The sequence below is a fragment of the Methanobrevibacter sp. UBA212 genome (assembly GCF_905233225.1).
Classification (GTDB): domain Archaea; phylum Methanobacteriota; class Methanobacteria; order Methanobacteriales; family Methanobacteriaceae; genus Methanocatella.
On the sequence record NZ_CAJODJ010000017.1, the window covers coordinates 1 to 18282 of the forward strand.

General features: G+C 37.7%; 21 protein-coding genes. 8 read left to right on the forward strand and 13 right to left on the reverse strand.

The annotated features are described in order from the left end of the window. Positions 1–60: 60 nt before the first annotated feature. On the reverse strand, positions 61–222 hold the full coding sequence (locus QZ138_RS05690) for a hypothetical protein (protein WP_292887277.1): 162 nt from the start codon (positions 220–222) through the stop codon (positions 61–63). A 115-nt stretch (positions 223–337) separates the two neighbouring features. On the opposite strand from QZ138_RS05690, the gene QZ138_RS05695 reads away from it, so the two are divergent. Together QZ138_RS05695 and QZ138_RS05700 are read left to right on the forward strand one after the other, a co-directional pair. After that, positions 338–1255 (forward strand): hypothetical protein, encoded by a 918-nt coding sequence (locus tag QZ138_RS05695; RefSeq protein ID WP_292887280.1) that lies wholly within the window; start codon positions 338–340, stop codon positions 1253–1255. Between the two features lie 944 nt (positions 1256–2199). Next, a complete protein-coding gene (locus tag QZ138_RS05700; RefSeq protein WP_292887283.1) occupies positions 2200–2916 on the forward strand; it encodes a DUF4012 domain-containing protein in 717 nt (238 codons plus the stop codon). Between the two features lie 7 nt (positions 2917–2923). Here QZ138_RS05700 and QZ138_RS05705 read toward each other — a convergent pair whose 3' ends face one another. Together QZ138_RS05705 and QZ138_RS05710 are read right to left on the reverse strand one after the other, a co-directional pair. Then, on the reverse strand, positions 2924–3820 hold the full coding sequence (locus QZ138_RS05705) for a type II secretion system F family protein (RefSeq protein ID WP_292887286.1): 897 nt from the start codon (positions 3818–3820) through the stop codon (positions 2924–2926). 5 nt (positions 3821–3825) lie between these two features. Further along, positions 3826–5250 (reverse strand): CpaF family protein, encoded by a 1425-nt coding sequence (locus QZ138_RS05710; protein WP_292887289.1) that lies wholly within the window; start codon positions 5248–5250, stop codon positions 3826–3828. A gap of 135 nt (positions 5251–5385) precedes the next feature. Between QZ138_RS05710 and QZ138_RS05715 the strand changes: the two genes are divergently transcribed. Continuing rightward, a complete protein-coding gene (locus tag QZ138_RS05715; RefSeq protein WP_292887291.1) occupies positions 5386–6279 on the forward strand; it encodes an SAM-dependent methyltransferase in 894 nt (297 codons plus the stop codon). On the opposite strand, the gene QZ138_RS05720 is transcribed toward QZ138_RS05715, so the two are convergent. The 3 genes from QZ138_RS05720 to QZ138_RS05730 form a co-directional block, all read right to left on the reverse strand. Further along, the gene (locus QZ138_RS05720) at positions 6280–6546 is read right to left on the reverse strand and encodes a hypothetical protein (RefSeq protein ID WP_292887294.1); all 267 of its coding nucleotides are present in this window, start codon (positions 6544–6546) and stop codon (positions 6280–6282) included. Positions 6547–6840: 294 nt separating this feature from the next. Beyond that, positions 6841–7245 (reverse strand): hypothetical protein, encoded by a 405-nt coding sequence (locus QZ138_RS05725; protein WP_292887297.1) that lies wholly within the window; start codon positions 7243–7245, stop codon positions 6841–6843. 8 nt (positions 7246–7253) lie between these two features. After that, positions 7254–8507, reverse strand: a complete 1254-nt coding sequence (locus tag QZ138_RS05730; protein WP_292887300.1) for a tripartite tricarboxylate transporter permease — start codon at positions 8505–8507, stop codon at positions 7254–7256. Positions 8508–8645: 138 nt separating this feature from the next. Between QZ138_RS05730 and QZ138_RS05735 the strand changes: the two genes are divergently transcribed. Continuing rightward, positions 8646–9359, forward strand: a complete 714-nt coding sequence (locus QZ138_RS05735) for a hypothetical protein (protein ID WP_292887303.1) — start codon at positions 8646–8648, stop codon at positions 9357–9359. Here the strand turns inward: QZ138_RS05735 and QZ138_RS05740 are convergent. Beyond that, the gene (locus tag QZ138_RS05740) at positions 9356–9817 is read right to left on the reverse strand and encodes a MarR family winged helix-turn-helix transcriptional regulator (protein WP_292887306.1); all 462 of its coding nucleotides are present in this window, start codon (positions 9815–9817) and stop codon (positions 9356–9358) included. The two genes, QZ138_RS05735 and QZ138_RS05740, sit on opposite strands and share 4 nt — an antisense overlap. 62 nt (positions 9818–9879) lie before the next feature. Between QZ138_RS05740 and QZ138_RS05745 the strand changes: the two genes are divergently transcribed. The 4 genes from QZ138_RS05745 to QZ138_RS05760 all read left to right on the forward strand — a co-directional run bounded on the left by QZ138_RS05745 (position 9880) and on the right by QZ138_RS05760 (position 13226). Beyond that, on the forward strand, positions 9880–10377 hold the full coding sequence (locus QZ138_RS05745) for a hypothetical protein (protein ID WP_292887308.1): 498 nt from the start codon (positions 9880–9882) through the stop codon (positions 10375–10377). 218 nt (positions 10378–10595) lie between these two features. Beyond that, positions 10596–12614, forward strand: a complete 2019-nt coding sequence (gene feoB / locus QZ138_RS05750) for a ferrous iron transport protein B (RefSeq protein ID WP_292887310.1) — start codon at positions 10596–10598, stop codon at positions 12612–12614. 131 nt (positions 12615–12745) lie between these two features. Next, positions 12746–12976: a FeoA family protein gene (locus tag QZ138_RS05755; RefSeq protein WP_292602934.1), complete on the forward strand. Its 231-nt coding sequence runs from the start codon at positions 12746–12748 to the stop codon at positions 12974–12976. Positions 12977–13025: 49 nt separating this feature from the next. Continuing rightward, positions 13026–13226 carry a hypothetical protein gene (locus tag QZ138_RS05760; RefSeq protein ID WP_292887314.1) on the forward strand — a complete coding sequence of 67 codons (201 nt, stop codon included), beginning with the start codon at positions 13026–13028 and terminating at the stop codon, positions 13224–13226. On the opposite strand, the gene QZ138_RS05765 is transcribed toward QZ138_RS05760, so the two are convergent. From QZ138_RS05765 to QZ138_RS05790, 6 genes are all read right to left on the reverse strand, one after another. Next, the gene (locus tag QZ138_RS05765) at positions 13227–14066 is read right to left on the reverse strand and encodes an ATP-binding cassette domain-containing protein (RefSeq protein WP_292887317.1); all 840 of its coding nucleotides are present in this window, start codon (positions 14064–14066) and stop codon (positions 13227–13229) included. It lies immediately after the preceding gene. A 10-nt stretch (positions 14067–14076) separates the two neighbouring features. Continuing rightward, complete coding sequence (cbiQ, locus tag QZ138_RS05770) at positions 14077–14907, reverse strand: cobalt ECF transporter T component CbiQ (protein ID WP_292887320.1); 831 nt, start codon at positions 14905–14907, stop codon at positions 14077–14079. Between the two features lie 111 nt (positions 14908–15018). Next, on the reverse strand, positions 15019–15324 hold the full coding sequence (locus QZ138_RS05775; RefSeq protein ID WP_292887323.1) for a PDGLE domain-containing protein: 306 nt from the start codon (positions 15322–15324) through the stop codon (positions 15019–15021). A gap of 1 nt (position 15325) precedes the next feature. Beyond that, entirely contained in the window at positions 15326–15958 is a 633-nt protein-coding gene (gene cbiM / locus QZ138_RS05780; protein ID WP_292887325.1) for a cobalt transporter CbiM, read from the reverse strand. A 257-nt stretch (positions 15959–16215) separates the two neighbouring features. Beyond that, complete coding sequence (locus QZ138_RS05785) at positions 16216–17496, reverse strand: oligosaccharide repeat unit polymerase family protein (protein WP_292887327.1); 1281 nt, start codon at positions 17494–17496, stop codon at positions 16216–16218. Positions 17497–17508: 12 nt separating this feature from the next. Further along, entirely contained in the window at positions 17509–18279 is a 771-nt protein-coding gene (locus QZ138_RS05790) for an adhesin (protein WP_292887330.1), read from the reverse strand. Positions 18280–18282: the final 3 nt, after the last annotated feature.

Here is an 18282-nt window from a genome sequence, read left to right on the forward strand (position 1 = left end):
TCAAGGAAAATCCACATATTATTATGAATGGAAATGCTTTGACGAAAAAATAGGCATGGCCTAAGAATCTCCAGCTTCTACAAGCTGGAGAGGTTCAAACAATCCGAATAATGTAAGTGGGGTAAAAATATCTTCCAATAAAACTAATCTTAAAATCAAGAGTTCAATAGAAGGGGCTGTAATAACAATTGCCAAAAATGGTAAAAGCATAGCTAATGCCACTGTCAAAGATGGTAAAGCCGTATTAAATACTACCTTAGAGTCTGGAAACTACACTATCATTACTTCCTATGAGGATGAAGAAATTATTAGTGTTCTTGAAATTTCAACTGTATTATTGTTAGATGATGATGTTAAGGTGGATGAAGAAGATTTGGTTTTCTTTTTTGGATTCTATGATTATGAAGGCAATGCTTCAGCTAATACCAACGTAACTTTTTTTGTTGATGGTAAGGAAATTAACAAAACAACAGATGAGAATGGTATTGTTGGATTAGGCAAATCAGAAATCGGTGCTTTAGATGTAATGCATAATGTCACTGCCATAAATACAGTCACTGCGGAATCTGTTGAGTTTAATGTTGAAATATTGTCCTTTAGCATTAAAGCGGCAAATGTTGAAAAATATTACGGTGATCCTCAAAAGTTAAATGTCAGTGTTGTTGACAGTAAGGGATTCGGAGTGGCTGATAGGACTGTAACCGTTGTAATCGATGGTAAAACTTTAAATGCCACAACTGATGATAATGGTTCTGCTAGCTTTGATTTAAACATGGCTGTTGGTAATTATACTGCCCAAATATCAGTTGGTAAAATCAATACAACAGCTAATGTAGTTATTAAATCCAATGCTCCGGTTAATCCTCCTGTCAATCCGCCTGTTAGTCAGAAAGTTGTTTTAAAGGCAGTCAAAAAGACTATAAAAATCAAAAAGTCTGCCAAAAAATTTGTCATAAAAGCAACTTTAAAAATTAATGGTAAAAAGGTAAAGGGAAAAATCATCAAATTCAGATTCAAAGGAAAAACCTACAAGGCAAAAACCAACAAAAATGGTCTTGCAAAAGTTACCATTAAGAAAAAAGTCATCAAAAAACTTAAAAAAGGTAAAAAATACACCGTAAAAATTACTTATGGTAAAAAGACTGCAAAAACTGTTGTTAAAGTGAAAAAAATAAGGGAAATTCATTTTTCCCCTTTTAATTTTTTTTTGGTTAATCAAAATATTTATATAGAATTACCAACAACAATTATATAACACATGTTAATTTTTAACATCATGGTGCAAAAAAATTTAGGCTTGCCTAAAAATTACCGAAACCTTTATATACTATGATGACCTACTTTTATACAAGTGACATAAATTTAGGTATACCTAAATTTTCACTTAAACAAAATATATTATTAGTCAATAATAATACAATCTCCAAAATATAAATATTTGGTATTAAATTAGTTTTTCACAATTTTCTAATTTAATACAAGGGAAATCTTCTGCCAATATTTCCCGAAAAAAACACGAATTGGTGTTTAACTCTCCTCAACCAAAAAACACCAATTTATTATCTATTTTAGATGAAAACATATAACTACTCTCAGAAATTAAATATGGATTCCATATTTAATTTCACCTACCTTTTTATTGATTTTTTTTGAAATCCGAATATTTTTTTGCTCACCCAAAATATTTAAATATCATGTTGATCTACTTTTATATAACATATGTTAATTTTTAAACATCATAGTGCAAAAAAATTTAGGCTTGCCTAAAAATTACCGAAACCTTTATATACTATGATGACCTACTTTTATACAAGTGACATAAATTTAGGCATACCTAAATTTTCACTTAAACAAAACATATTATCAGTCGATAATAATACAATCTCCAAAATATAAAAAATCTGTCAAATTAGATTTTTCACAATTTCTCTAATTTGACGCCCGGGAAATCTTCTGCCAAAAATTTCCCAAAAAACACGAATTGGTGTTTAACTCTCCTCAACCAAAAAACACCAATTTATTATCTATTTTAGATAAAAAGCATATAACTACTCTCAGAAATTAAATATGGGCTCCATATTTAATTTCACTATCCTTTTATCTATTTTTTTTAGTTCCTGTTAATACATAACTATATTTATAATGAAATTTTAATTATAATATGCTTTAAAAAATATCAAATTAACGTAGGTAATTATCATGGATAGGACAAGAAGACTTATTATCATAATACTTGTTGTTATTCTAATAGGATTGATAGCAGTAATTGCGGGAGCGCTATTCATGGGACATGAAAGCGTGCTTACTCATGGAAATAGAAATATCCTGGTATGTGCAATTGATGAAAGTGAAAGCAGGCCCGGAATGGGTGCCTGTGACATGGCATTCATCATCAATTTAGAGAATGGTACTCTTAAAAATTACACTCCTTTCTATCCTGGTGACATGACACATCCTACAGCTTCCGAACCTAAGGAAGCGCAGGACCAGGGTGCGGGATCGGCGCTTCTTCTTCACGATGCATTCTGGGATGCCGACAATGAAAAGGGTTTGCAGTATGCAAAGGAAATAGTCGAATACCGCACTAACACCAAAATAGATTCCGTTGTGGCCATTAACAGTCAGGCTCTTGATGCGATTCTTTCCGCTGCAGGACCATTGGAAATCAACGGGAAAACTACAAATGCAAGCGGAATCGACATCATCCGTGAAGATGGAAGCGGCGGCGTATCCAGAGGGGATGCAGTGATGGGCATTGTTAAGGCAGCTGCAAAAGCGGCTTCAACCAATCCTAATGCCAAATCTGCAATGATAAATGCTGCACTCGACCAATACTCCAAAGGAAACATTGTCATGGATAAGGAAGGCGATTTTGCAGGATTGCTTGCATCAAAAGGGTTTGAATCAATATTCTAACCCTTCTTCAAATTTTAGGCTCTAGTTTTTTGATGAACAGTCCCATAAACATCACAACCATTGGGAAAAATATTCCATAAATCACAAATAACAATTCTGAGGATATCACATCACCCATAACCGTCGATGCGGCCATAAGCATAATCAGGCTTATCACCGGCGCCAGTATGACTAGAAACGTATAAATCAATATGAACGAGTTCAGCTTCTGCGAGAACTCTTTTAGTTTTATCTGCATGTCAAAGGAAATGTCCTTTGCAATTATCTCCAGGCTGCCTGCCAGATTGCCTCCCACTCTAAGCGTTCCGACAATCTGATGGATTGCTCGTGTGAGGCCTTCGGATTTGACCCTGTGGGACATTTCAAGCAGGGAATCCTCAGTTGACTTTCCGAACTTGATTTCTTCCAAAACCCTGTTGAACTCCCTTGAAAGGGATCCGTAATTGGCATTTCTTATTGTTATCAGTGCATCGTGCAGTCCTCTTCCGGCTTTCAGCTCAATGCTCATATGCCTTAACGCATAGGGAAGCTCCTGATTCAAGTCAGAATAACCTCTCTGCTCTTTCATATGAGGGTACTGCATTAGAAAGATGTAGACCATAATCACTATAACCAGATACATTGCGCCAATTTCCAAACCTGTAAAAAATGATATCGCCACAAATCCGATGATCACTAATCCCATGACATGTCTTTTCAAAAGGATTTCAAGCAGGTCATCCCTCAATTTATCGAACCGGGTTTCATACCTTGCCTGTTTGGTGTTGATGTCGAAGTTTAACTTTTCAAGCATTGCGGGATCAATGCCCGCATTTTCATTTTCCCCTTTAAATGACAGGTTGGCAAAAAAGCTGATGAGGGATAATGCCCCTCCTCCGATGATTATGAAAAATCTGTCAAACATGCCAATCACCCGTTTAGGATAATTCTGTTCAGGACCTTCTGAGGATTTTTATAATACAGCTCTATAACGCTGTTGACCCCTTCAACGGAGCGTATGTTTTGATTTATCATGTGCCTCAACACCAGCTTTCTGTTTTCAATCTCGTTTTGAAGCTCGATGATTGACTTTCCGCTCAAGTTTGCAATCTGTTGCAGGGTATTGCTTGTTATGCCGATATTGTCGATGGTGTCCCTTTCGGGATTCCATTGGAATATCTTGTTCAGCTGGACAGTGCCCTCCTCCATGCCGACAACTTCAGCGACTTCGCTGATTCTTCTAAAGGAAACTCCCGAAGGTGTGTAAATTCTGTTCTGCATAATTATAAAATCGATTGCCTGAATCATTATTTCAGGAACTGACATCGGTTCGTTGGTAAGTCTTGTTATGGTTTCCCTTGCATCATTTGAATGCAATGTCCCAAAGCCTGAATGTCCGGTATTCAGTGCAGTAAAAAGGGTGATTGCCTCATCGGCCCTAACCTCTCCAACAATGATTCTGTCCGGGCGCTGCCTCAGTGAATTCTTGACAAGGTCATTCATTGTCAGCTCGCCCTTGCCCTCGACATTGGTCGGCCGTGTTTCCATGCGGATGACGTGCTCATGGGGAATCTGAAGCTCCAAAGTATCTTCAATTGTAATGATTCTCTCATTGGGATTAATGAATGCTGAAAGCGCATTTAATGTAGTTGTCTTTCCGGAACTTGTTCCTCCTGAAATTATCGCATTTGCTGATTTGACTCCAAGCCCGTCAATGCAAAGCCAGAGAAATCCCGCCAGGTCCACAGAAATCGTCCTTGAATTGATCAAATCGATGATGGTCAGCGGGTCTCTGCGGAACTTCCGTATGGTGAGTGAAGGCCCGTCAGCCGAAACGGGGGGAATTGTGGCATTGATTCTGGAGCCATCCATCAGCCGTCCATCAAGAATCGGTGATTCCTGGTCAATTCTTCTGTTGATTTGTCTTGCAATTGAATCAATCAGGTCTCTGAGTTCACCTTCATCTCTGAACTGGAGGTTTGTCTTCATCATTCCATATTTCCTGTGGTAGACGAATATGGGCTTTGAAGTTCCGATTATCATGATTTCCTCAAGCTCATCATCCTGAATCAGGGGGTCAATTGCCCCATATCCGATGATGTCCCTCAGGAACTTTCGTGACAATCCCTCTAAATATTCATTTGAGGTTCCATTATCCTGAAGTGTTCCGCTTAACCTTAAAGATAAAAAGTTCTTTATGTCATTTAACAGTTTCTCTTCACTAACCTGGAAGTTTTCGCCAGTTGATATGGCTAGGTCAACCAGGTTCTCGCGCATTTCTCCCAAAAGGACTTTCTCTTCGGGGGAGTATTCTTGCTTTGTTACTTCATATTGTGGTATTATGTCATTGTTCATATCATTCACCATGGTGATTTAGTTATAGTTACTAATTAGTATTACTAACTTATAAAGTTTTTATTACTTTTGAAAGCATTATTAGTGATATAGAACAATATTTAAACATTAAAGCAATTTTGAGGTGGTTTTATCTTGGAAATCGATGAAAAAATCAAATCGCTTGAAGAATGTGAAAAATGCAGGGATGTCCAAATAAAGAAATTTTCCCCATTGAAAGACCTGATTGATTTTGAAATTCTCGACGGGGAGTATATGAGATGTGAATGCGGAAAAAGGCCCCTGGATATTGTGATGAGCCATATTCTGAAAATCATGATTGAAGAGGGAATCGTTCCTGAAAAGGCAACTCTCAGAAGGAACTCTCCCGTGCCGCTGTCTGGATTTTACTACAGCAGCCTGAACCCTCAGTTCATCGGAAAAAAGACACTGATATTGTTGCATCCCGATTTTACTAAGGATGTGGCATCAAGATTGATTGGAGAAGTTCCCGAGGTCAAATGTGTCCTTAAGGGAAGTCCTCAGAGCACTGTCGGTCAGTTGGATAAGGATTCACAAATCAGCCACTTTGAAATTCTTGAAGGGGATGACACCCAGATAAATGTCATGAGAACCCTGATTCAGGAAAAGATAGTTCTGGTCAAAAGACAGTCAAGACACCACATCGAAGTTGCAGTGACCACCGAAGATAAGCTGGTAAGGCTGCACAACTATATAAACAATAATGGTATCAAAAAGGGAACCGCAATTGACGGCATGTGCGGACTTGGAGCCCTTGGAATCTATCTGCTCAAATGCGGTTTTGAAAAGGTGATTTTCAATGATGTCAACCCCGAAATGATTGAGGCTCTGAAAAACAATCTGGAAATAAACGGCATTTCTGATGGCTATGAAATATTCAATGAGGCATTTGAGGATTTGGAATTTGGTGATGCTGATTTATGTGTCATAGATGCATTCCCTGGTGTGGATGTTGAAGAGATAGTCAAAAAGGCCGAAAAGATGGCGGAAAATGTGATTGTTATCTAGTTATAATTTATTATTTAATTCTAGAATAATTTCAAACATTTTTTCAATATCTTCAGGCATGTTTTTTTCTACAACATCAAATGGGGCAATATGCTTCCGATTAAGATATTCTTGGGCGAAACTACGGCCCATGAATTCTACGCCTTCAAAATTCATAATTACTTTTGAAACATTTTCATCAAAGTCTTTGAACAGTTTTTCGATTTTTTGTCTTGATCCTAAATCTGTGCCGATTTCTTTTTTTAGAAAAACTTCAATTTCACTCATATTATCAATTCATATTTTACTTGTTTTAAATATTTATATATATCAATTTTTGAGTCTAAATTCATTCTTAAACTTACTAATGTTCCATTAACACAATCACGAGGAATTTTTTTAGCAGTGATGTTGTCATTATTTTATATATGGATTAATGCACATCCTGAAACAATTAATACTTCACCATTGCTCCTGGATGTAACAATATTTATTGTGTTATTTAATCCAGTTCCTCTTTCAATGTATCCTAATTCATTTTTACTGGATAATCCATTTATTGCTTGGATAATTGCATCACAATCATTTTATTGGACATTTTAACTTTTTTAAAGAAGTAGGTATGGTTATGCCATCATCTAAGAATCCAAATTCATAGAATTTACCATCTTTTTTACCCATAACGTAAGCATTTTCAAATTTTGAATGGTCATAGATATTAGAGATTAATTCATGAAAAACAAATTTCATGGGGGTAATGTTGTTGTTATTGATGTTTAATTCTTCTAAAATTTCATTTGATATTATTTCAGAATTGTCAGTATTCACATTAACTTTTCTAATAGAGTTGATTTTTTTGAAATTAATCTTCTCATTGTAAATCAATGGCAAAGCAACAGTTGGACTAAAATTCCCAATATCTACTTCAATATCTTTCTTTTTCATATTTTCATATTCTTCAAATTTGTTTAATAATATTCTTTTCATCAAATCACCTAAATAAACATTTGCATGTATATAACAATTGCAGGAATAATCAGAACGCCCATCAGATGGGATTTTCCGATTCCAATGTAGTGGGGAAGCATTCCCATCGCCGTTGAGGTAACCAAAGCCAGGCTCATGTAAAAGACCGGTGCCTTGTAGTAAAAGATAAACAGGTACAGTATCACAATCTGGAGAATGATAACTCCAATTGATAGCTTCTTGTAGTCCACACCGCCCATCAGCCTTGAAAACGAGTCTCCCAGTTTCAGGGAAAGTACCAGTGATACTGAAACCGCAATCAATGAGGCGAAAATGAAGATTGCCAGATGGTTCAGGCCCATTTCAAAAATCAGATAGGACATGTAGACGGCTATTCCGCTTCTGGGGTTTCCTATGATGTAGATTGCAATCAGTGAAAACAGGCAGTCCGAAATGTTCAGCCCGGATGTTGCAAGCAGAAAATTCACGGTGTCGTCATCGTTGTTGTCGTTTGTGCCGCTCACTGCCTGTGCTATCACCGTTCCCTGTGCCGGTCCGAAGCCCGGAAGAAAGCCGAGGATTGCGCCGGTTATCCCTCCTGCGAAAATGCTTTTGGACTTGTTGTAATCGATGTTGAGCTCGTAGAATGGATTCTGATGAGGTATTGTGGAGGAATCGTTCAGGCTGAAAAGTATAGTGCTTATTCCGAAAAGCCCAGAAAAGGTGCACATAAGCGTGATTCCCGAAGATATCGGCGTTTGAAAAATTATCCAGCCGAGAACTCCCGAAAGCACAAAGAGCAGAATGGCCCACAAAAAGTCCCTGAAGTTTCCAGTCATGCGGCGTGTAAGATAAATCGATGCTCCAAGAAGTATTATCCATGTATAGGGCTTTGATATGTCATGCAGAACCGGGAGGGCTATTGCAAAGGCCGGAAGCATAAGGATTGTCACGATTATTGCTCCGAATCCTCCGACGGACACGACTCTTATCACTTCCTTTGACCTGCCCTGAAGCACCATACGGTGTCCCGGAAGTATTGATGTTGCCGTTCCCTCCTGAGGCACTCCCAAAAGCATTGAGGGGACAAATTCTATAAGCGCATGGGCAATTGACATCGAAACCATGAGCACACATAGGAATTCCGGCGATACTATCGTCAAAAGGAATGTGGAGGATGCAAAAATTATCGCTCCGGCGGTATTGACGTGTATGCCCGGTATCATTCCGGTTGTAGTTCCTATTGCTATTCCTATAAAACATGCTATAACTAATTCTATCATAGCTATTAATTGAACAAACTATAATTTAAAGCTTGTTTAAGCCAATTAGTAATATTTACTTTGTTTTTGAATATTTGGGCGATTTGATAATATTGTTTCCATTAAGTATAAATGTTATTAAGGTGTTAATATAATAATATGGCTAATCTCAAGAAAGCTGGAGTAATTCTGATCGGTTTGTTTGTGGCATTGCTGCTGATTGCATTTTTTGTAGGCTCTGCAATCAATCTACTCGTCCCACCTTCCGAAGCGACTTACAGTGACAAAATCGTTGAGGATATTGGTGGAGACAATGCTTTGGTTGCGACTTTAAAAGGTTGTGCAGAAATAAACAGAAAAGACATCTCTGATGGAAATTTTAAGACAGATTCGAACTTTAATTTGTGCTGGAAAAATGCGAAAAATATCAGCTATGTTGATACTTCTGGCCATAAGGGTTATGTAATCGTGTGGAAGGATTCACCTGATGATTATCCGGACATTTCAAGCAGAAACAAGACAATGTATATTTCCGATTATGTCTCTTCGATGAACGGAACCTGCTTTTTGGTCAATTTACATGATAAGAATGCGGTCTACGGGATAATTGTTGGAGGTGATGATATCGAATGCTCAGAATCCAAATTGATGTATGAGATTTTGAATTTGAACCGTTCCGAATTTATTCAAACCTACTCTACAACAAGCAACAGCTATCCGAGCGGTTATGATGGCGGTTCCAGCCATTATCACACTGTGGTGCCTGACAGATACACATTGTCAAGAACCGATCCCGGCGCATATTATGACCATTACGAATATGGTGACAATTACGATATTGACAACTATTTGGAATCTGAAGGATATGATTAGAATTTTTCACGGTTGAATTCCAGTGATTTCAGCGAAATGACTGAAAGAAGTTCTAGCAGTTCTTCACGTGGGATGTTAAGCTCATCGCAAATCATGTCATCCCATTCCTTTTCTTTTCTAATCAGAAATTCTGCAGTTTCAGTTCCCTTTTTGGTTAATGTGATTTTATAGGCTCTTTTGTTTTTCTCATCAATTTCCCTTACAATCAGCCCTTTTTCCTCAAATTCTTTGAATGCTCTTGAAACTCCGCTTCTGTCCATCAAGCATGCCTTTGCGATATCTGACTGGTTTGTGCCCATTTCATAATATAAAAACAGCAGCATATAATATTGGCTGGGCAAAATGTCAGTTCCGCTTTTGATATGTTTGTTCATGTAGAAATCATGAGTCTTGATTAAGGTAATCAGATGATTGGCAATGAATGGTGAATCCTTAATTATATCGTCGTATTCAATCATAAAATCACTAATTAATATTTTTAGTGTCAATGTTTAAATAGTATTTGTAACAATTTAATAACATGAACAAAAGAATCATCATCATTTTGGCAATACTTGCAGTCTGCATACTGCTTGCAAGTCCGGTCACAGCAAAGCAAAAGGTAAAGGTTAAGGTATCAACCGACGACTGTGTAATTAAGAATAAGGGATATATCGTAATAAAACTGGTCGACAAGAACGGCAGGGAAATCAGGTCCAATGGAATGATTAATTATACAATCACCGATAAGGACGGCAATTATAAGTGGACCTACAAACAATACAACAGCGGAATCAGGGTCAAATATGATGTGGGCAACTACAAGGTTAAGGTGGTCTTTAAGGGAGATTCCAACTATAAGAAAACCACAAATACCAAAAGCATTAATGTCAAGAATAATTTTGACCCGTATACATATTACGATAACCATAATTGGGGTCTGAACCAGGAAGTCGATGATTATTTTGACGATAATTATTGGGCTGAGGAGATTTATGACGATGTGGACGACCCTGAAAATGAGGCATGGGACATTTGAGGATGTTTCAATGTCTGAACTTGAATAAAGAGAGTTCCAAGCCTCTTCGCTTTTCATCATGCCCTTTGATAATTGCATGTTCAATAATTTTTTTCTTTTTGGCATGCTTAAATTTTAAATATTATGAACTTCAATATTAACATATATTTATTTTAACCTAATTTTTTTTAAACGGCAAAAATATTTGATGCACTAATTGTATGAAAGGAGAATGATTGATGAAAAAATTGATTGTGGGATTGGCAGGAAACCCAAATGTGGGTAAAACTACCGTATTTAATCAATTGACTGGTATGCACCAGCATGTAGGTAACTGGCCCGGAAAGACAGTTGAAAGGGCTGAAGGATATTTCAATCATGGGGATTATGAGTATCAAATTGTTGATTTGCCGGGCAATTATGCATTAAGTGCCCATTCCATTGAAGAAATCGTTTCAAGAGATTTCATAGTGGATGATGACTCTGATGTCATTGTCAATGTGGTGGATGCAGCCAATATTGAACGTAACCTGTATCTTACAGTTCAGATGATGGAATTGGGAGCCAACATGATTTTGGCGCTGAACATGAACGATTTTGCCAAAAGAAGGGAACATTTCATTAACATAGACTTGATGAGCGAGCTTTTGGGTTTTCCAATCATTGAAATTAATGCAAAAAAGAAGGAAGGTATTGAGGAATTGCTCAACACTGTCGAAAAGCAGGCTGCAAATCCCATCAACACCAGTGAAAAGTTGGCCTATGGGGCTGAGCTCAAGGAACATCTGGAGGATCTCCAGAAACTGATTGAAAAGGATGATGACTTATTGGATGTTCCGTCAATTTGGACTGCAGTAAAGCTTCTGGAAAAGGATTCGATTGTAATTCAGAAAGTCCAGCAGTCTTCAATAAGTTCCGAAATCATGGTTGAAGTTGATAAGGTAAGCAAACACCTTTATGACATTTATAAAGAAGGCTCTGAAGAGGTCATTGCAAATGCCAGATATGCATTCATTGACGGTTTGATTGCAGAGGCTGTCGAGAAGCCTGAGGTTGAAAAGCCGACCATTTCAGACAAGATCGACAGGATTTTGACCAATAGGATTCTGGCCATTCCGATTTTTCTTGTAGTGATGTGGGTGATGTTCCAGATTGTATTCACCCTGGGGTCTCCTATGCAGGGATTCATCAATGCGGTGTTTACTCAATGGGGAGAAATGGCGGCTGCAGCAATACCCAATCCATATATTGCCTCATTTGTTCAAAAAGGTCTGTTTTGTGGAGTGGGCGGTGTTTTGACATTTCTGCCGATAATCTTCCTGATGTTTTTATGTCTGAGTTTTCTGGAGGATTGCGGATACCTTGCAAGGGCAGCGTTTACCCTGGATTTGGTGATGCATAAGCTTGTTGGTCTTCATGGAAAGGCATTCATTCCAATGATTTTAGGATTTGGTTGCGGGGTTCCTGCTGTAATGGCTACAAGAACCATGGAACATGAATCCGACAGGATACTTGCAATGATGCTCATTCCGTTCATGTCATGTACTGCAAGACTGCCGATTTATGCAATCTTTACAGCGGCGTTTTTCCCGGACAATGCGGGAACCATGCTGTTGGTGATGTATCTGCTGGGTATTATTGTAGCGCTCATAATTGCTGCGCTTCTTAAAAGGACACTGTTTAAAGGAATGTCTGCCCCATTTGTAATGGAGCTTCCGACATACAAATTGCCATCCGTAAAGGGTATTTTAATCCATACCTGGGAGAAAGTGAAAGGGTTTATCAAAAAGGCGGCAACAATCATTCTTGCTGCAGTGGTAATCATTTGGGTGTTAAGCATTTTCCCATTGGGAGTGGCTTACGGATCACAGCAAAGTATTTTGGGAATGATCGGTTCTGCAGTTGCACCTATATTTGCTCCTCTCGGTTTTGGAACATGGCAGGCAGCAGTGGCAATCATTGCGGGATTGCTTGCAAAAGAGGCCATTGTAGGTACCTTGGGAACATTGGGCGGCCTTGATGAAGACGATGAAGAGGGCATAACAAGTTTGGTTCATGATACATTCACTCCGCTGTCAGCATTTTCATTCATGGCATTCTCACTTCTATACATACCATGTATTGCGGTGCTTGGTGTAATAAAACAGGAAACAGGCACTTTTAAATGGCCTGTATTAATGACAGCCATTACATTGGTTACCGCTTATGTCGTTACTTTCTTAGTATACAATATAGGAACATTGATGGGCTTCGGATGAGATGATTGGCCCCATACCTTTTTTTTAAAATTTTTAGTCATAACTAAATATTTATATATTGCTTGTTACATAACAATTATTAAGAGATTTTTAGCATGCCTAAAAATTATTTTTTTGGATAATGTGATATTATGGTCAAAACCTTAAAAGACGTAAAGCCGGGTGAAACAGTAACTATTGTTAAATATCATCATTGTGGCGATATTGAGTTAAGAAGACACCTTTTGGGTATGGGCTTCGTTAAGGGAACTAAAGTTCATGTAAAAAAGGTTGCCCCTTTTGGAGACCCTATTGAAATGAGCATCAGAGGATGTGATGTTTGTCTTCGAAAAGAGGAAGCGGAAAACATTGAAGTGATCTAAGCTTCAATTTTTCATTTATTTTTTTTAGCTATTTTTGTTCGGTGTTATCATGAAATGTCGTATGTGCGGTTTTGAATTTGATGAGACAGAATTGGATAATCGTGGTTGTATAAGCTGCGGAAAGCACGACAACTGCAATCAGGTTCACTGTCCGAACTGCGGATTCGGAAATCACCCTGAATTTGAAGAGGAATTCCAGTTCATCACAAAGCTCAAGGACAGGTTTAGAAAAAGAAAAAGCGGGAACTGATTAGCTGTTTTTGGCATTCAATATTTCATCAACAGTTTCATCAATGCTTATTTTTTCGGTGTCAACATCCCATCCGTTTTCCTTTAGCTTATACAGGATTTCGGTTGTCACCGGCGCTTTCAGGTGAGCCTTTTTCAGCAGTTCCTTATCGGAGAAGATTTGATGCCTGTCTCCTTCGGCTATGATTTCTCCATCATATAGGACAAATATCTTGTCGGCAAAATGGTTGACCATTTCTATGTCGTGTGATGAGATTACGATGCTCATGCCTTCCTTGTTGAGGTTATTCAGGATATTCAATACCTTATCGACACCTTCAGGGTCAAGGCCTGCTGTAGGCTCGTCAAGAATCATTATGTCCGGTCTCATAGCTATGATTCCGGCTATGGCCACTCTCTTTTGCTGACCTCCGCTTAAATGGTGAGGGGTCTTTTCTTCAAAACCGGTCATCCCAACCATTTCCAGCGCTTCCTCGATTCTTCTTTCGACTTCCTCATAATCAAGGCCCAAATTCATCGGTCCGAAAGCAACGTCCTCCTTGACGGTCGGGGCAAATAGCTGGTCGTTTGGATCCTGGAATACAATTCCCACCTTTTGCCTAACTTTAAGGAGCTCTTCACGTTCAAATACGATTTTTTCACCTTCAATTTCAACATGTCCTGAAGTTGGTTCGCTTAAACCGTTGAAGTGAGAAAACAATGTTGATTTACCGGCACCGTTAGGTCCCATGATGGCTATCTTTTCTCCCTTTTTGATTTTGATATTGACGTTTTTTAAAGCCTCGGTGCCGTCGTGGTATGTATAAGATAAATTTTTTGTCTCTAAATGAATTTGTTCCATTTTTCCTCACCTAATTGATTCCTAAATTTTGACCTAAGTAACCCAAATGTCCGCTGAACTTGAATATTATGATTTCCAGCACAATGACAATCAGTATAATTGTAAGCAAGTATAGATAATCGCTTCTTTCAGGGGATTTTTTCTCATTAAACATTTCCGAGGTATCGGAAAATCCTCTGCTCACCATACTTTTATGAACTCTTTCCCCCTGTTCGTATGCCTTTAAAAACATCATTCCTATGGTGTAGCCTACCTGTTTTACTCTCCATTTGTAGGGGGTGTTGCTTGAGTGTATGTTGAAATTTCTTGATTTCTGGCTTTTTCTTATTGCCGCAAGCTCATCAACAAACAGGAATAGGAACCTGACCATAATGGACAATATCATTGCCAAATCACGAGGCATTTTCAATTTCCTAAATGAGCTTGCCATTTCCTGCAATGGGGTTGTTGATGAATAGATTATGATTGCAGTCAGGGATACAATCAGGCGAGCCAAGAGAATAATTGCCCAATTGAGTCCCGCATCTGTTACATGTAGCCAGGAATAGCTCCAGATGATATTTCCAGGCTGTATGAATGGCTGGAAAATAATGATTGCTCCTCCAAATGGCAACAGCATCAGTAATCGCTTGAATGAATCCCAATATGATAATTTGGCTATTTTCAAGACAACTAAAAGAAATATCTCCAATATCAGAGGTATGAAAAGTTCCTGAGAGACTACACAGACTACTATTATGAAAATTGTTGAAATAAGTTTTATTCTTCCCTCCAGATTATGAATGGGACTGTCCTGGGAAGCCAAATCGTCAAACCGCATTATCTGTGTTATGTCAACCATATCAATTCACTAATATAATATTAAAAATTTGTAATATATTATTATTTGCTTATGTATATTTTAATTATTTTCAATTACTTTTAAAAAAAAGAAAAGGGTAGAAATTAAAAGTTAATTTCTACTTTTGACTACGTATGCAACTCCAAATCCTATTACTAGAGTTACAACTACTCCTATAACCAGTGCTACAATCTGCAATCCTTGGTTATCGGGGTTGCTTGCAAATGCATAATCTGGGAAGATTGCATCAGGGATTCCCTTAATTTCTTCAACTGAGAAATCTTCAGCAAGTCCTGAATCTTCTGCAGATTTTTCTAATCCGTCAGGATCGCCAGATGCGATGTATGGTGAGAGAACACATATGACAACACATATTACGATTGCAACTCCGATTAAAGCCATGTCTCTTTTTTCCATATTATGCATCTCCTTTATTCCATGCAAGTAAATCTGGTCTGAATTTGTCCAATGCTACAAGAACTATTACAGTTAATACGGCTTCGATTATTCCGATGAATAAGTGGTACAAGACCATTGATGGAATGCCTATGTTTGCCGGGAATGTTCCTGCGATTGCCATTTCGATAGCACAGGCCAAAGCTGCGATTACGGTTGCCAACCATGCTCCAACTCCGGCTGCTGCATATTTTCCAATCATTCCGTTCAATCCTTTGAAGGTGTATAATCCAACTGAACCTCCAATGATTGCCATGTTCAATACATTTGCTCCTAAAGCAGTAATTCCTCCGTCTCCAAATATCAATGCTTGGATAAGGAGTACAACGGTAAATACAAGTACGGCAGCTTCAGGTGCTAAAAATACAATAGCTACTAATGCTCCCCCAACCATATGTCCACTTGTACCAAATGGAATCGGCATGTTCATGGACATGATTGCAAAAATACCCGCTGCGAGAACTGCTAAAAGAGGTATACGTTTTTCATCTAAGTTGGACCTTGCCCATTTCACGGAGAAGTATAATGCGACAATCAAAATCACATAGTATACTATGCACTGTGAAATCGGTATGAATCCGTCAGGTATATGCAAATTTATTCCTCCATTTTTTAAAGTAATACTTTTTTCATGTTTCTTTATAAATGAAGTATTACTAAAAAGTATTATCTTTACTTTATTTGAGTAATATCAAGTTAATTGGGAGTTTTATTAAATATAATGGTTAATAAAACAGTTTTTGTTCTTGACATTTAATATGTTAATGTTATTTGCATATATAAATGTTATTAAAGTAATACAAATTAGTATTATTCTAGCTTTTTTGTAATACTTAATGCCTTAAAATGAGTCTAATTTCTTGTATTTTTGATGTTTATCAAATAGATTAGGATGGCTATTGCAAAGTATAATAAAACCTGTATGTCCAGAATTCCGGTTTCAATGCCTAAAATGGTATATGTTAAAATCAGGGAGTAAATTCCAATATAAAAATAGTTTTTGGTCTTCTGCAATATTTTAAATCCGATGCCTAAGATGGAACCTAAAATTAACATCTCAACAAACACTCCGACCTTTCCGAAGTCAACCACCATCTGGCCGATTAAGGTGGGTGTGACAGTTACCTCGGTTCTCCATGCAATCAGCTTTCCAACCATCATTCTTGGGCCCAGATCGCTTCCCGGAATTGAGCTTGCCAGCATGTGTCCATGTGTCACGCCGAAGTTTCCTCCAATGAAATCAAGCAAATTCAGTACATGCAATGTGAAGTCCGCTCTTGACTGCAGGGAATAGATTGGACTGGTTGAGGATGTTATTGTCATCTCTCCAAGTGACCGAAAATAACCAATTCCAATGATTGCACCTATACCAATCACTGCACCGACAACAACTTCCCAAAGAGAAACGATATTTCCATAGAAACCTATGATAATTATGATGAGAAATGCTGCAAGTAGTGGTGTCCTATACCCTAGAAGCAATAAAAATGCACAGTCAATAGCCAGCAAATATAGGAATCTAAATCTCACTTGTGAACGGGTGATTTTTTTGTCCTGGAAATCCTTAAGGTATGCACTTGCAATCAGGCAGGTTCCAGGTATGATTAAAAACACCGGCATTGTTAGGACCGGTTTTAGCAGATATCGAATTGAAGGTTTTAAAAGCGGAATTCCACCAACTGAAGCGATGCTTATGAAGAAAAATATGATGCTTATTAATAGCAGACAGAATCCGATTGAGTAAATGTCTTTTCTGTTAAATTTGACAATTCCTTTAATGTCTCCGTTTAAAAAATATTTTGGAAGTATGGATGATCCGATGAAAAATCCGGCAAATGCAAGAATCAATGTGATTACCAGGCTGTCTGAAGGCCTGTTCATTGACAAAATCAAAAACACTGCAAACAGAAAGAGCAGGATTAGCGGATTGAAGATATGATTCTTCAGGATGTTGCTTTTATTCAGCCCATTTAAAAAATTTTCACTTGGATAGAACCTTTTGAAGTAACTGTTTACCCATTGCTTTTCAATGAAGCCTAGGATAGTAAAGATTAAGGTAAATAAAAAGGATTTGTGAAATTCGTCACTAATCCTGTTTATAAGTGAAGTTAAGGTAGAATAAATCACGCTCATTGTCTTCACAACTTAAAAGTTTCGTATATTGGTCACATTAAAGTTCTTGCTGATTTCTTTGATTTGACTGTCCTGGCAGTCATAAATCCGGATAGTAATGTCTTCTGTTACTCCATTAATGTTGCCGAGAATGGAGTTGGCATCGTTGAGATTTTCTTTTGTTGCTTTTTTAATCAATAAATTATTGTCAGCATGCACGGCCCTAATCGATTCCCTTTTTCCATTGCTTAAAAGCTGATTGGCAAGTTTCTGGCTGTCTTTAGAATTTAATGAATCAACTCCTATTTCGGTTGAGATTTCATATTTTGCGTCATCAGGAAGTTTGCTTGTCAAATCTTTTAGGGAAGTTATTTCAACAGGTTTTACCTTGATTTCACATAAGTTTTTATATTTTTCGCCATTGCTTTGGAGACTGATGTGGTCAATGTAAATGTCGGCATTCGGCACGGTTCTGTACAATCCTACAAGGTAAGTTTGGTTATTTGAATCAATTAACACCTTAACACCGTTTCCGCCATTGTCATCTTCCCAAATGACGGTGCCGTTTAATATTGTTCTGTTTCCATTTGTTGAATTGAAACCTTCTACTGTGGCATTTACGATAAAGCCGTCTTTATAATATTTGAGGTAGGTGTCGGGTATCTTGTTGACGGTTGACTCATCAAAAGCAGTTTTTTTCAAATCTGATGAATCATCTGTAGTAATATGAATAAATGCAAATGCAATTGCGCATATCACCAATATGATTATGATGTAATCAATCCATGTGAACTTGATTTTCATAAT